Below are 14,395 nucleotides of genomic sequence, written 5' to 3'. Positions count from 1 at the left end.
CATATGTCATGACCAACCTGCCTATCACTGCCAGCACGCCGCAAGCTGCCGCATCTTCCAAACAGACGACAAACGCTGCCGATACTGGCGATGCCCAGAACAGCCAGCCGTTCGGAGATGTCTTGGCGAGACAGATCAGCAACCCGAACGTGAAAGACGCAAAGGCCGATGACAAGGCCATCGTCGACGCGCTCGCGCAAACGGGCACCAGCCCTGTCGATGGCAAAAAAACGGCTGCCGACAGCAAAAAGGATGTGGCCGCAATCAGGAAAGCCGACATCGTTCCACCGGACAGCTCGACTGCACTGCCAACCGACATGCTGGCCGCGCTATTGCCTCAGGCCATGAATACTGCCGCTACTGGCACCACAACGCCAAAGGATGCAGGCAGCAAGCCAGACAACGCCGCCATCACGGCAAGTGCGACACCGGACAAGCGCGGACTTGCCGCATCGAAATCGGATGTCGTAGCCAGTGTCAAAGCCGACGTCACACAACCGGCGGCAACAGGCATCAATCCCAACGCTCAGGCCAAGGGACAATCTTTTGCTTCGACACTCGCGGACTCTTCCAACCGCACTAATGCCGGAATCGAGTCGAGCGCTGCCGCGCGCGAGTCGTCGATCGCGCAAACTGCACCGCAGCCCAATGCGGCCGCACTTGCTTCGCTGCAGAACGCCGCCGCGAATATGGCCGCAGCTGTCGTCCAGCCGGTCCAGGTCGCGATCAATACGCCGGTCGCCCAGGACAGATGGAGCGACGAATTCAGCCAGAAGATCACCTGGCTGGCCTCCTCCAACAAGGACCAGACTGCCGAGCTGCACCTCAATCCGCCGCAACTGGGGCCGCTCGATGTGGTCATCAAGGTCAGCGGCGACCAGGCTACGGCGCTGTTCACATCGCCCCACGCAGCCGTGCGCGACGCGATCGAACAGGCGATGCCCAAGTTGCGCGACATGCTGGCCGACAACGGCATCATGCTGGGCAATGCCACGGTCAGCGACCAGGCGCCGCGCGATCAGGGTCAGTCATCCAATGCACCATACGTGCCTGCCGTGACCAACAACGACGTCCGCGACACGTCTGTCGCGCGCAATAGCGCCCCCCGGGTATCCCAAATCTCGCGTCATAACGGTATAGTGGACACCTTCGCCTGACAGTTGAAATAAGGCCGGTTTCCCGTCTTATTCCCCCAATGGTCGGCGATAGATCAACACCATAATGCCAACCAACTGATAAGGAATGTGAAATGGCGACGAAACCTCCTGCCAAACCTGCAGCCCCGGCCGCGAAAGAAGAAACCCCGGTCGCTGCACCACCGAAAAGCAAAAAGATGCTGATCATCGGCATCGTCCTGTTGCTGGCAGCGGTTGGAGGTGGGGCAGCCTGGTACTTCACCAGGGGTTCGAGCCCCGCGGACGGGCACGCCGAAGCAGCAAAAGCCGAGACTCCGGTGGAAGCCAAATTCATCCCGCTGGGCGAGAATTTCACGGTCAACCTGCAACGCGAGGAAGGCGACCAATACCTGCAGGCTGGCATCACGCTGAAAGTATTGAAGCCGGAACTGGAAGAAAAGATCAAAGCCTTGATGCCGGAGATCCGCAGCAAACTGCTGTTCCTGCTCTCCAGCAAGAAACCTTCCGAGCTGCAGACTTCGGAAGGCAAGAAAAAACTGGTCGCCGAGATCATCGCTGAAACCAATGGCGTGCTCGGCATAGCCACACCGACCGCGGCAGCGCCGAAACCCGAGGCCGGCGTTGCGGATGCCGCCTCCGGCGCCGCATCCGCAACGGTTGCCGCGGCACCGGCAGAAAAGGCCGCAGAGCCGGACTCCAAAGGCGTAGTGGACGTGCTGTTCACTTCATTCATCATCCAATGACGATACGTTGATGCCATGAGCAAGGAATTCCTCTCCCAGGACGAAGTCGACTCGCTGCTGCGAGGCGTGACGGGCGAAGCCGAAGAGTCCAAATCGGACGCTCCGGAGGGAGGGGTACGCGCTTACAACATGGCGACGCAGGAACGCATCGTGCGTGGGCGCATGCCCACCATGGAGATCATCAACGAACGTTTCGCGCGCCTGTTCCGCATTTCACTATATAACTTCATCCACCGCAGCTCCGAGATATCCGTCGGCCCGGTGCGGGTGATGAAGTTCTCCGAGTTCATCCGCAACCTGCCCGTCCCTGCCAACCTGAACCTGGTACAGGTCAAGCCGTTGCGTGGCAGTGCCCTGTTCATCTTCGATCCGAACCTGGTGTTCATGGTCGTGGACAGCCTGTTCGGCGGCGACGGGCGTTTCCATACACGGGTAGAGGGACGCGAATTCACCCAGACCGAACATCGCATCATCCAGAAACTGCTGGATGTGGTGTTCCAGACCTATGGCAAATCCTGGGAGACCGTACAGAAACTGGACTTCGAGTTCATACGCTCGGAAGTGAATCCGCAATTCGCCAACATCGCCACACCGAACGAGGTGGTCGTGGTGACCACGTTCGAGGTCGAGTTCACCGGTGTCGGCGGCTCCATCCACATCTGCATGCCTTATGCGATGATCGAACCGATCCGCGAAATGCTCTACAGCACCATGCAGGGCGATCACGTCATCGCCGACAAACGCTGGCTGCACATGCTTTCCAGGCAGATCCAGCTGGCAGAGGTCGAACTCACCGCCGTACTCGGCCACGCCACGACCAACGTGGAACACGTGTTGAAGATGCGCGCAGGCGACATCATCCCGCTGGAGGTGGAAGACACGATCCAGGTGCTGGTCGACACTGTACCGGTGATGGAATGCAAATATGGCTCTTCCAACGGGCAATATGCGCTGAAAGTTGAAAAGATGCTGGCGACGGAACACGCCGAATCATTGAATGGAGGAAAAAATGGCTGAAGAGACCACAGAACAAATCAGCGCCGACGACTGGGGCGCTGCCATGGCGGAACAAACCAGCGCAGATGCTGTAGCACAGCCCGCAGTCCAGCCGCATGTGTTCGAACAATTCGGCGGCGCGGGCGGTGCTACCGCACACAACGACCTGGACATGATCCTCGATATCCCGGTCAAGCTCACCGTGGAGCTTGGCCACACCAAGATGCCGATCAAGAACCTGTTGCAGCTGGCGCAAGGCTCGGTGGTCGAACTGGCCGGATTGGCAGGCGAACCGCTGGACGTATTGATCAACGGCTTCCTGATCGCGCAGGGCGAAGTCGTGGTGGTGAACGACAAGCTGGGTATCCGCCTTACCGACATCATCACGCCGTCGGAGCGACTGCAGCGCCTTAACAAGTAACAAGGTAACCATCATGCACATTCGCCCCCTTGCTGCTTTTTCCGCAGCATCTTTCTCCCCGTTCGCCCTGGCCGCAGAGACTGCGCGCCCGGCTTTCGTACCTCCCCCGGTAGCGGCGGTATCGTCCGGCAGCGTGCTGCAAGTCATCCTGAGCCTGCTGCTGGTGCTGGCTGCAGTCGTGCTGGTGGGCTGGATATTGAAACGCATCAACCTGCCGCAACAAGGCGCAGGCAACGCGCTCAAGGTCATCAGCGGCGTCGCCGTCGGACAGCGCGAGCGCATCGTGCTGGTGGAAGTGAACGACACCTGGCTGGTGGTCGGCGTCGCTCCCGGACAGGTGAACGCGCTGCACTCCATGCCGAAAGGCTCGTTGCCGTCCGTATCGGCATCGAATGCTGCAGCGGGCGACGATAACAAGTTCCAGGTCTGGCTGAAGCAGATGATGGAGAAGCGCAATGTCCGCTAAGAAACTGATCGCATTCGCATTGCTGTTTGCGATGAGCACCTCGGCATTCGCGGCAGAATCGGGACTGCTCGCACTGAACAGCACGCCCACGCCCGGCGGCGGGCAGACCTACACGCTCAGCCTGCAGACGCTGATCCTGATCTCCTCGCTCACTTTCCTGCCCGCCATCCTGCTGATGATGACGGGCTTCACGCGCATCATCATCGTGCTGGGACTGTTGCGCTCCGCCATCGGCACGCCGTCATCGCCGCCGAACCAGGTATTGGTCGGACTGGCACTGTTCCTCACCTTCTTCGTCATGGCACCGGTATTCGACAAGATATATTCCGACGCCTACCTGCCCTACAGCGAAAACAAGATCTCGCTGCAGCAAGCCTATGAAAAAGGCAGCGCGCCGCTCAAGGCCTTCATGTTGCGGCAGACACGCGAGACCGACCTGGCCCTGTTCGTGCGCATCTCCAACAGCGAACCGTTGCAGAGCGCTGAAGATGTGCCGATGAAGATACTGGTCCCCGCCTATGTCACCAGCGAACTGAAGACCGCATTCCAGATCGGTTTCGTGGTGTTCATCCCCTTCCTCATCATCGACATGGTGGTGGCCAGTGTACTGATGTCGATGGGTATGATGATGGTGTCGCCCGCCGTCTTCTCGCTGCCGTTCAAGATCATGCTGTTCGTACTGGCCGACGGCTGGAACCTGCTGATCGGTTCGCTCGTGCAGAGCTTCTATACCTGAGGAGAGGATCGTGACCCCCGAATCGGTAATGACCATAGGTCAGCAGGCACTTGAGTTGACGATCATGGTGTCTGCGCCCCCGCTGCTCACCGCGCTCATCATCGGCTTGCTCGTCAGCATCTTCCAGGCCGCGACACAGATCAACGAGCTCACGCTGTCGTTCATCCCCAAGCTGCTCGGCGCGTTCGTCGTCCTCATCATCTCCGGCCCGTGGATGATCGGCATACTCCTGGATTACATAACGCGTCTGTTCAGCAGCATCCCCTACCTGGTCGGGTGAAGCCGTGATCAGCTTCACCAGCGCACAACTCTCCGCCTGGCTTGCCGCCTTCATCTTCCCGCTGGCCCGCATCCTCGCGCTCATCGCCAGTTCGCCGCTCTATGGCATCAAGGAAGTTCCCGCCCGTATCAAGGTCGGATTCGCGATCGCGATCACCATCATCATTGCCCCGACACTCGACATCCCGGCCAATCTCGATCCGGCATCGGCCCAAGGCCTGTTCGTGTTGGTGCAGCAGATCGTCGCCGGAGTCATCATCGGCTTCTCTATCCGGCTCATCTTTGTCGCAGTGGAAATGGCGGGGGACCTCACGGGAATGCAAATGGGCCTGGGCTTCGCCAGCTTTTACGACCCGGTGAATGCCACTTTCACACCCATCGTCGCCCAATTCCTGGGCATCCTGGCTTCACTGGCTTTCCTTGCTGCCAATGGTCATCTCTACTTGCTTGTCGCTCTGGCAGACAGCTTCCGGGATTTTCCGATAGGGGCGACCGTGCCCTCAGCCCATGCCTTCCGCACCATGGCGGAATGGGGAGGTTCCTTGTTCAGCCACGCGCTGCAATTCTCCCTGCCATTGATCGGCGCCCTGCTCATCACCAATATCGCTCTTGGCATCCTCGCTCGTAGCGCACCGCAACTCAACATCTTCGCTGTCGGCTTCCCCATCACCATCGCCGTCGGCTTCGTGACGCTGTGGCTCACACTGCCTTACCTTGCGCCAGTGATGGATTATTTCACCCATGAAGGAGTGAACAGCATATCGCGCATCATGCTGCAACTGGGTGGGCACTAGGCCAGGCATCCTGCCGCGCACAGATTCTAGCCCCCAAATTTTTCGCCGCCAAAACCATTTTTACTCCAGCGTCGATACGTTCAAAATCAATAGCCGGCAAGACAGCTAACGGTCAACGCCGTTCACATGCGCCCTCCAAGTAGAAAAATGTGATCAATGCTTTGCTCTCGACATTCCGGGATGTTTCGCAATTTGCGAAAACTCGGCAATACCCATGCGAGGAATATCCAGATATATAGATACATTGGCCTATTTGTAACTACAAATTTGTGGAGTAAAGTTGATGCTTAGGTTTTCACAATTACTTGACAGTTAGTCAATAATTCCAGGTAGGGTGAAAAGGCTTTGCGTGACGGGGAACGTTGCTCCAGAGAAGAAAGTGGAAGTGAATTAACAGTCATTTGAGAACCATGGCTGAGACACCATCTCGGCTTTAAAATAAATGGGCCGCATGAGAGTTCAAAATCCGATTTCGACGCGATTTTTTGCTTGTGACACCTCCTCCTCGCCGGTTTCTGGGCGCCAAAAGGAAGTGTGCGGAACCTTCATCCAAATCCAATCTATAGTGAAGCGATGAATCATCTCCCGGAGATGCAACATGATTCATTCTTCAAATTGTTGTTTGAAGCAAGCCCGCATCCTTACCTGATTTTACGGCCGGATGAGGTGTTTACCATTATGGCTGTGAACGAGCGCTACCTGTCCGCCACGGGAACTCAGCGCGATGCCATTATCGGCCACGGCCTCTTTGAAATATTCCCCGACAATCCAGATGACAAGTCCGTGAGCGGCGTTGGCGATCTGCACATGTCGCTCAATCGTGTCGTCTCGGACCGCCAATTGGATACCATGGGCGTGCAGAAATACGACATTCCCCGGCGTGATGGCGGGGACGGCTTCGAGGTCAAGTACTGGAGCCCGGTCAACACCCCGGTATTTGCTGACGATGGCAGCGTTGCCTACATCATTCATCATGTAGAAGACGTGACTGAATTTATTCTAGGGCGAGAACGGGCCAACCTGGAAAAGGTGGAACAACTTGGAAAGATAGAGGCTCATGCAGAACGCATGGAAGCGGAAGTAATGCGCCGGGCATCCGAGGTCAAGGACGCCAACCGAGCGCTTAAGATTGCAATGCAGAAACTTGAACAGCGCGAGACGGAACTGGCTGCTGCCAACCGCGCCAAAGACTCCTTTCTGGCCACCATGAGCCATGAGATCCGCACACCACTGACCGGAATGCTCGGAATGCTCGAGTTGCTCTCCATGACTCAACTTGATATGGAGCAGCGCATGACCCTGGACACAGCCTGGGACTCCGGCAGGGGGCTGTTACGCATCGTCAGCGACATCCTCGATTGGTCGAAGATCGAAGAAGGAAAGCTGGAACTCTCGCTCCGCCCCACTTCGATTCCCCAGCTTCTGCAAGAGGTGGTCAATACCTATTCTCGCGTAGCCAGCGCAAAGACCCTGATCCTTTGCCGGCGTGTCGATCCACGCATTAGTGCGGCTCACATCGTCGACCCATTGCGGTTGTCACAGGTGCTGAACAACTTTGTCAGTAACGCGATCAAGTTTACGCAGTACGGTGAAATCGAGTTGAGTGCCGAACTGATCGAGCGACTTGATAGTGGTGAGCGGATACGTTTCTCCGTCAAGGATACGGGCATAGGCATCGCCAAGGAAGTCCAAAAGCACTTGTTCCAGCGATACCGACAGGAGAGTGCCGACACCGCCCGAATGTATGGAGGAACCGGACTGGGTCTGGCGATCTGTCGACGTCTCACGGAAATGATGGACGGGCAGATCGGACTGAAGAGCGAGCCGGGACTGGGATCCATCTTCAGCATCACGCTGACCCTGCCCGTTTCCGGTGTGCCAGGAGAGATTGTGCAGAGCATTCATCCGGAAGTGAAGCATAGGGAAGTGCCCCCCTTGTTTACTGACAGCGTGAACGCACCGCTGGTACTTGCCGTGGACGACCATCCGACCAATCGCGACCTGCTTGCACGACAGATCAAGCTGCTCGGTCTTCGGTCCGAAACAGCAGAGAACGGGCAGGTAGCATTATCGATGTGGCGAGATGGGAATTATGCGCTGGTCATCACCGATTGCCATATGCCAAGCATGGATGGCTATGGACTTTCTCAGGAGATTCGCAGAATTGAGGCTGAAAAAGAACGCTCGCGCACACCGATCATCGCATGGACGGCGAATGCACAGGCAGTGGAGGCAGAGCGTTGCCAGCACGCTGGCATGGATGATTTGCTGGTCAAGCCAGCAAATTTGGCACAGCTGAAGAAGACGCTGGCAAAGTGGCTATCCGTCATTGGAGCAGATGGCGTCCTTAACCCATCTTCACCGCATGCTGCGAGCAGCGGACGAACCGAGCCTATAGATTTCTCAGTCTTGAACATGGTCGTTACAGATCGTGCCGATCAATTACAGGTGCTGAAGGATTTCCAGTCACATATTCATGCAGACAGCACCAAGCTTGCGGAGATGCTGCAGCAAAGCGACCTGACCAAGGTGGGAAGCGCGGCGCATCGAATGAAAGGCTCCAGCAGAATGGTGGGAGCACATGATCTTGCAACAGCCTGCGCAACGATCGAGCAAGCCGCGCGAGATGGTGACATGGCTGGTGCAAGCGCAGCTAAAAGGTCTTTGGACGATACGATCAGGCAGTTGGAAGTATTTCTTGATCCCTTGATGACAACAGAAAATCTGAGGCGACATGATGCAGATCAGTGAATTGAATGTATTGATTGTGGAGGATGACGACTTCCAGCGCCAGACACTGTCAAACATGCTGCGCTCGCTGGGGTTAACTTCAATTTCCGGTGCCAGCAATGGCAGACATGCACTTGAAATTATCCACAGCGATGGCTCTTCCAGGTCGATTGACGTAGCACTTTGCGACTTGAATATGCCGGAAATGGATGGCATGGAATTTCTGCGGCATTTGAGCCAAGAGCACAGCAATATCGCAATCATCATTACCAGCGCATTGGATGGCAAGCTGCTGGCCTCGGTCGGGAAAATGACCAGGATGCATGGCATTCAGCTGCTTGGAGCAATTGAAAAACCCATTTTGCTGACTCATCTCAAGGAACTGCTGTCGAAATATGATAATTCCACGAAGCAGGAATCCCGACCTGTTCCCTCAATGAACTTTACTCTTGAGGAAATATTGCATGGAATTCGTGGAAATCAGTTCATGCCTTTCTTTCAGCCCAAGGTTGATTTGAAGACTGGCCGTATCGTAGGGGCTGAAGCGTTGGCGCGCTGGAATCACCCGAAACATGGCGTGGTCGCCCCCGATGCCTTTATTTCGCCACTCGAAAAGAGTGGCAATATTGACGATCTGACTTTCATGATGCTCGAAAAATCCGCGACAGAGTGCCGCGCTCTTCACGACAAGGGACACTTGCTTACTGTCTCTGTCAATCTCTCTCTGGTCTCATTGAATGATTCCGCATTGGCGGACAGGATCACCCAGTCGGTTCGCAAGCTGGGAGTCGAGCCGCAATATATCGTACTTGAAATTACCGAATCCTCAGCCATGACTGATACGGCAAGCGCTCTGGAAAATCTGGCGCGTTTGTGCATGAATGGATTCTCACTTTCCATTGACGATTATGGGACCGGTTATTCCAGCTTGCAGCAGCTCACGCGCATCGCATTCAGCGAATTGAAAATCGACAAGTCTTTTGTCAAGGATTTCGCCGACAACGATGCGCTGCGTATCGTTGTCGAGTCGAGCATCGACATGGCACACAAACTTCAGGTCAAGAGTGTCGCTGAGGGGGTTGAGACACAACAAGACTGGGAGACGCTAAGCGGTATGGGATGTGACACGGTGCAGGGCTACTTCATCGCCAAGCCAATGGATGCCAGAGCATTCCACGATTTTGTGACAAACTATAAATCCGCCCCCATACCGCGGAAATCCGCCCAGGATCAAACCAAGAAGAACATTCTGGTCGTGGATGACGACGATTTCACACGCAAGATCCTTGTCCGTGTACTTGGAGATTTCGGATTCACCAAAATCACCGGCGCAGACAACGCACGATCTGCAATTAAACTGCTTGAGTCCAATACGTTCGATCTGATTATTACCGATGTGGATATGCCGGGAATGAACGGCATGAAATTCGTCCAATTGATTCGTTCAGGGAAAACTCATGCCAAGCATGACACCCGGATAGTGGTCGTATCTTCATTCTCCCAAACTGAAGTGCTTGGCACCGCATTCGCGCTGGATATAAACGGTTTCCTGGTCAAACCCATAATTCCTGCGGTAGTGCATGAAAAAATTACCCAAGCCCTTTCGGAACGCCTCCATCTTCGTGCACCGGTTGCATATGACGCGGTCATGACTGAATTAAAGAATTTACCCCGCGCTGAACGTCATCCATCCTATTCTCACGATGGTGCTGCCATCACTATAGATGAGCATAAAGAAACTGGAAGCAGAGTGCACAACAGAAGAGAGAACTTGAGCCAACATCATCTTTCGCTACATAGGCTGCGCCCGGGAATGACACTGAAAGAAAGCGTTCGACTTAAAGATGGCACTTTGATCTTGTCGGCCGGACACACTCTTTCCGAATTATCGATTAACCGTTTAAATGACCTTAAGGCTCTGCTGCCTGCGATCGGCATTATTGTTCACGAAAATCCATAAGGCAGTTCTGCTTCGCCCCGAAGAATGAATGACATAAAAAACCCAATCCTGGACCTCCAGACGCACTGAATATCCGTTTTCTGGAATGCTGAACGACCGCTCTGCTTCAACGGCCATTCGTTAATAAATCAATGATGTCGCATCACAAAACAGATCTTCACTGGAACGATCATCTATCCCCACCAATCTGCTCGACCATGCTCGCTTGGCACGCAAGACATTGACAGAAATCAAGTGCAGGCTGCACCTCATGACTATACTGACCTCCCTTGCATCGAAAGACGTTCATGTCGCCCGAGAAGTCACCTCAATTGGTCTGCCCCGCAGGCAGTCTGCCCGCCTTGAAAGCGGCTATCGATAACGGTGCCGACGCCGTTTATCTCGGTTACAAGAACGATACCAACGCACGCAACTTCGCCGGCCTCAATTTCGACGACAAGGCGCTGCGCGAAGGCATCCACTATGCACAAACGAAAAAGCGCGAAGTGCTGATGGCCATCAATACCTTTCCGCAGCCGGGGCGCGTGGCCGACTGGCAACGCGCTGTAGATGGTGCCGCCGCACTTGGCGTCAATGCGGTGATCCTCGCCGACGTCGGCCTGCTGGATTACGCATCCAAACGCCATCCCGGCCTGCGCCTGCATCTGTCGGTGCAGGGCTCGGCCACCAGTTACGAAGCAGTGAATTTCGCGCAGCGCGAATTCGGCGTGCGCCGCGCAGTGCTGCCGCGTGTGCTGACGCTGGCGCAGGTGGAGAACGTGATCAACAACACGACGGTGGAGATCGAGGTGTTCGGCTTCGGCAGCCTGTGCGTGATGAACGAAGGCCGCTGCTGGCTTTCCTCCTACGCCACCGGCGAATCGCCAAACACAGTGGGCGCCTGCTCACCAGCAAAGTATGTCAAATGGGAAAAATCGCCGGGCATGATGTCGACGCGGCTGAATGGCATTCTGATCGACCGTTTCGGCGACAACGAGGCCGCCGGATATCCAACGCTATGCAAAGGGCGTTTCGAGGTGAACGGCTCGACCTACTATGCGCTGGAAGAACCGACCAGCCTCAATGTGCTGGAGATATTGCCGGAGATCGCACGCATCGGCGTCGCCGCGATCAAAGTCGAAGGCCGCCAGCGTAGCCCGACCTATGTCGCACAGGTCACCAGGACCATGCGTGCCGCGCTGGACGCCTTCGCCCGCGATGGTGAGCGCTACCTTGTACAGCCAGCATGGCAGGCGGAGCTGGCCAAGGTCTCGGAAGGCAGTCAGGCAACACTGGGGGCCTACAGCAGGCCGTGGAGGTAGCACGATGAAACTCGCCCTCGGACCCCTGCTCTATTTCTGGCCCAGGAAAACCGTACTCGATTTTTATGCCGAGATGGCACAGAACCCGGCCATCGACATCATCCACGTTGGCGAAGTGGTGTGCTCGCGCCGCCAGCAGTTGCGCGTGACCGACTGGATCGCGCTCGCACGCGAGCTTTCCGATGCAGGCAAGGAGGTCGTGGTTTCGGCACAGGCGCTGCTCGAATCGGAAAGCGACCTGAAGGCGCTGCGCCGCCTGATGGACGAGGCCAACGGCAAGGTCGAGGCCAACGACCTCGGCGCGGTCAACATCGCCGCCGGACGCCCCTTCGTCGCCGGGCCGCACCTCAATATCTACAACGAAAACACGCTGGCGACCTACGCGCGTTACGGCATGCAACGCTGGGTGCCGCCGCTGGAAGCCGACCGCAAGCTGGTGGAGATGCTGCACAACGCACGCCCTGCCGGCATCGAGACCGAAGTGTTCGTGTATGGCAAGATTCCCCTGGCATTCTCGGCGCGCTGCTTCACCGCGCGCCATTACGACCTGAACAAGGACGACTGTCAGTTCAAGTGCATGGAACACCCGGAAGGGATCATGCTGAAGACACGCGAAGGACAGTCCTTCCTGACCATCAATGGCATCCAGACCATGTCGGCGCAGAGTTACAGCCTGCTCAATGAAGTTCCAGACCTGCTGCAGATGGACATCGATATCATCCGCATCAGTCCGCAGCCGCAACACATGAACGAGATCATCGCTGCCTTCGATGCGGCGCGCAAAGGCGAAATGCCGCAGCCGGATACGCACGACTGGAGTGCCAACGGGCTGGTGGACGGCTACTGGTTTGGCGATGCCGGCATCGCGCGGCATGAAACGGCACCCAGCCGCAGATAGACAAAACACAATTCAAGCCACAGAGGACACAGAGAATGCGCAGAGATCAAGGATTTTCGCTTTTCTCAAGAGGTGCAGTTGCAAGTTGGACCACCCAACATGCTCTCTCTGTGAACTCTGTGAACTCTGTGTTCTCTGTGGCTAATTTTGTTTTTCAAATCGAGCAAACACCCTCAAGGAGAATGAAATGAACATCCCAAACTTCAAGCTACCCGCACTGGTGGCGCGCATCGGCCACCGCCTGCCGCAATGGCCGCACGCGCTGACGCTGGTGGCCGGACTGAACGCTGCAGCGAAGATGAAGCTGCTGCCGCTGGATAGCCTGGAACTGCTGGAAGGCAGGAGCTTCCTGGTCGAGGTGCTGGATACCGGCGGTCGCGCCAGCTTCACTTATCGTGATGGCCTGTTCCGCCCGCAGTTTTCGGCACCGGCATCACCCGATCTTTGTTTCCGCGCCAACCTGTCCGCCTTTCTGCAGATGCTCGCCCGCCAGGAAGACCCCGACACGCTGTTCTTCAACCGCGAACTGTCGATCGAAGGCGATACCGAACTCGGCCTGGTGGTGAAGAACATGCTGGATGCGGTGGAGTGGCCGCAGTTGCGGGGATTGCCGGGCTTCAGCCAGCAGGCCGACTGACGCATACGAACTGTCCCTCTATCGGGCAGCCCGACTCAGTCCTGATCGCCATATCCCTTATCTGTTTCATCGCGAACCCGGCGTCACGCAATATCCTGTCCAGATAGTCCTGGTGGTGGCTGTACCTGCCGCTGATGTTCAAGCGGTAATCCTGCCCGGAGCTATTGGACAATTTTTCAGTGCTGAAGATCAATAGGCCGCCAGGTACCAGGTTTTGATAGAGCAGTTCGGCCACCTCTTCCAGCCGTCCCAGATAGATGAATGTGTCCATGCAGGCGATCAGGTCATATCGCTCGCGACCGGCATGCAGGAACTCTGTGATGTCGGTCTTGTGCACTTGCCGATATATCCGCTTTGCAGCTGCACGATCCAGCATTGCCTGACTGAGATCGACACCGACCAGTTCACGCGCATAGGGTTTTAGCACCTCGCCTATCAATCCGGTACCGCAACCCAGATCCAGTGCACTCAAACTGGCAGCAGGGATGTCGAGCCCGGCCACGAAGTCTTGCACCAATTGCGGGCCGCAATATTTCAACCTGCCCAGGACGTTCTCGAAACTGTTCGCGAATTCATCGAACGTCTGTTCGACATACGGATTGCTGCATTGTGCCGGAATCTGCCGACCGCGATAGGCAGCCAGCAAATGTGTCGCTACCGGATTGCCCGGCTCTTCCACCAGCCAGTCCTCGAGCAACGCGATCGCATCGTCTACCCTGCCCAGCTCATACAGCGCCTGGCCCACTACCACCTTTGGTTTGCTGCCTGCCGGACTGACGACAATGCCTCGATAATTGAAATGCTGCGCTTCCTGGAAACGTTCCAGCTTCAAACACAATGCAGACATCAGGAAGAAGGCGTCCGGGCAATCCGGATCGATGTCGATCGCCGCCTGGTAGCATTGCTCGGCTATGACCCATTCCTGATTCGATTCGCATGCAGCCCCCAAGTTGGTCCAATAGAAATACTTGCCTGGGTCGATGACAACGGCTTTGCTGAACGCCTCCGCAGCCGCAGCGGCTTGACCCTGTTTCGAAAGCACGATACCCAGATTGAAATGCCATTCGGAATGGCGATCATCAAGCGCGATCGCAGCAGCAAGCTGCTCATGCGCCTCTGCCAGGCGATCGGTTTGTTGCAGCAGATATCCCAGATAATGCATGGCTTGCGCATTCCCGGGGTCTGCCTGGATGATCTCCCGGTACAGCGCTTCGGCAGATTCCAGATCGCCATCGAGATGTTTGCGCTGTGCTGCAGAAAACAGCGGGGCGGTATTCGGTTGCTCAGTCATGGGAATC

The 14,395-nt window shown here is 56.3% G+C and carries 14 protein-coding genes; 13 read left to right on the top strand and 1 reads right to left on the bottom strand.

What is annotated here, in order from left to right; all coding sequences use genetic code 11:
- The first annotated feature begins 8 nt into the window (after positions 1-8).
- From SLIT_RS15045 to ubiT, 13 genes are all read left to right on the top strand, one after another.
- A complete protein-coding gene (locus SLIT_RS15045; protein WP_013028732.1) occupies positions 9-1,157 on the top strand; it encodes a flagellar hook-length control protein FliK in 1,149 nt (382 codons plus the stop codon).
- Positions 1,158-1,249: 92 nt separating this feature from the next.
- A complete protein-coding gene (locus SLIT_RS02950) occupies positions 1,250-1,879 on the top strand; it encodes a flagellar basal body-associated protein FliL (RefSeq protein WP_013028731.1) in 630 nt (209 codons plus the stop codon).
- 15 nt (positions 1,880-1,894) lie between these two features.
- Complete coding sequence (gene fliM / locus SLIT_RS02945) at positions 1,895-2,896, top strand: flagellar motor switch protein FliM (protein WP_013028730.1); 1,002 nt, start codon at positions 1,895-1,897, stop codon at positions 2,894-2,896.
- The gene (fliN, locus tag SLIT_RS02940; RefSeq protein ID WP_013028729.1) at positions 2,889-3,296 is read left to right on the top strand and encodes a flagellar motor switch protein FliN; all 408 of its coding nucleotides are present in this window, start codon (positions 2,889-2,891) and stop codon (positions 3,294-3,296) included. Before fliM ends, fliN begins: the two co-directional genes overlap by 8 nt.
- Before the next feature lie 13 nt (positions 3,297-3,309).
- Positions 3,310-3,762 carry a flagellar biosynthetic protein FliO gene (fliO, locus tag SLIT_RS02935; RefSeq protein ID WP_013028728.1) on the top strand — a complete coding sequence of 151 codons (453 nt, stop codon included), beginning with the start codon at positions 3,310-3,312 and terminating at the stop codon, positions 3,760-3,762.
- The gene (gene fliP / locus SLIT_RS02930) at positions 3,752-4,498 is read left to right on the top strand and encodes a flagellar type III secretion system pore protein FliP (protein WP_013028727.1); all 747 of its coding nucleotides are present in this window, start codon (positions 3,752-3,754) and stop codon (positions 4,496-4,498) included. The genes fliO and fliP overlap by 11 nt, the downstream gene beginning before the upstream one ends.
- 10 nt (positions 4,499-4,508) lie before the next feature.
- The gene (fliQ, locus tag SLIT_RS02925) at positions 4,509-4,778 is read left to right on the top strand and encodes a flagellar biosynthesis protein FliQ (protein WP_013028726.1); all 270 of its coding nucleotides are present in this window, start codon (positions 4,509-4,511) and stop codon (positions 4,776-4,778) included.
- A 4-nt stretch (positions 4,779-4,782) separates the two neighbouring features.
- Positions 4,783-5,571, top strand: coding sequence for a flagellar biosynthetic protein FliR (gene fliR / locus SLIT_RS02920; RefSeq protein WP_013028725.1), 789 nt, complete (start codon positions 4,783-4,785; stop codon positions 5,569-5,571).
- Positions 5,572-6,144: 573 nt separating this feature from the next.
- Positions 6,145-8,322: an ATP-binding protein gene (locus SLIT_RS02915; RefSeq protein ID WP_013028724.1), complete on the top strand. Its 2,178-nt coding sequence runs from the start codon at positions 6,145-6,147 to the stop codon at positions 8,320-8,322.
- Entirely contained in the window at positions 8,306-10,261 is a 1,956-nt protein-coding gene (locus tag SLIT_RS15510; protein WP_150102925.1) for an EAL domain-containing protein, read from the top strand. The genes SLIT_RS02915 and SLIT_RS15510 overlap by 17 nt, the downstream gene beginning before the upstream one ends.
- A 287-nt stretch (positions 10,262-10,548) precedes the next feature.
- Positions 10,549-11,562: a ubiquinone anaerobic biosynthesis protein UbiU gene (gene ubiU, locus SLIT_RS02905; protein ID WP_013028722.1), complete on the top strand. Its 1,014-nt coding sequence runs from the start codon at positions 10,549-10,551 to the stop codon at positions 11,560-11,562.
- Positions 11,563-11,566: 4 nt separating this feature from the next.
- The gene (locus tag SLIT_RS02900; protein WP_013028721.1) at positions 11,567-12,460 is read left to right on the top strand and encodes a U32 family peptidase; all 894 of its coding nucleotides are present in this window, start codon (positions 11,567-11,569) and stop codon (positions 12,458-12,460) included.
- A 187-nt stretch (positions 12,461-12,647) separates the two neighbouring features.
- Positions 12,648-13,097 carry a ubiquinone anaerobic biosynthesis accessory factor UbiT gene (gene ubiT, locus SLIT_RS02895; RefSeq protein WP_013028720.1) on the top strand — a complete coding sequence of 150 codons (450 nt, stop codon included), beginning with the start codon at positions 12,648-12,650 and terminating at the stop codon, positions 13,095-13,097.
- On the opposite strand, the gene SLIT_RS02890 is transcribed toward ubiT, so the two are convergent.
- A complete protein-coding gene (locus tag SLIT_RS02890; RefSeq protein ID WP_013028719.1) occupies positions 13,078-14,388 on the bottom strand; it encodes a tetratricopeptide repeat protein in 1,311 nt (436 codons plus the stop codon). The genes ubiT and SLIT_RS02890 overlap by 20 nt on opposite strands.
- Positions 14,389-14,395 lie beyond the last annotated feature (7 nt).

The organism is Sideroxydans lithotrophicus ES-1, assembly GCF_000025705.1.
Classification (GTDB): domain Bacteria; phylum Pseudomonadota; class Gammaproteobacteria; order Burkholderiales; family Gallionellaceae; genus Sideroxyarcus; species Sideroxyarcus lithotrophicus.
The sequence above is the reverse complement of the archived record's forward strand: the minus strand, read 5'-3'. Positions and strand labels throughout refer to the sequence as shown.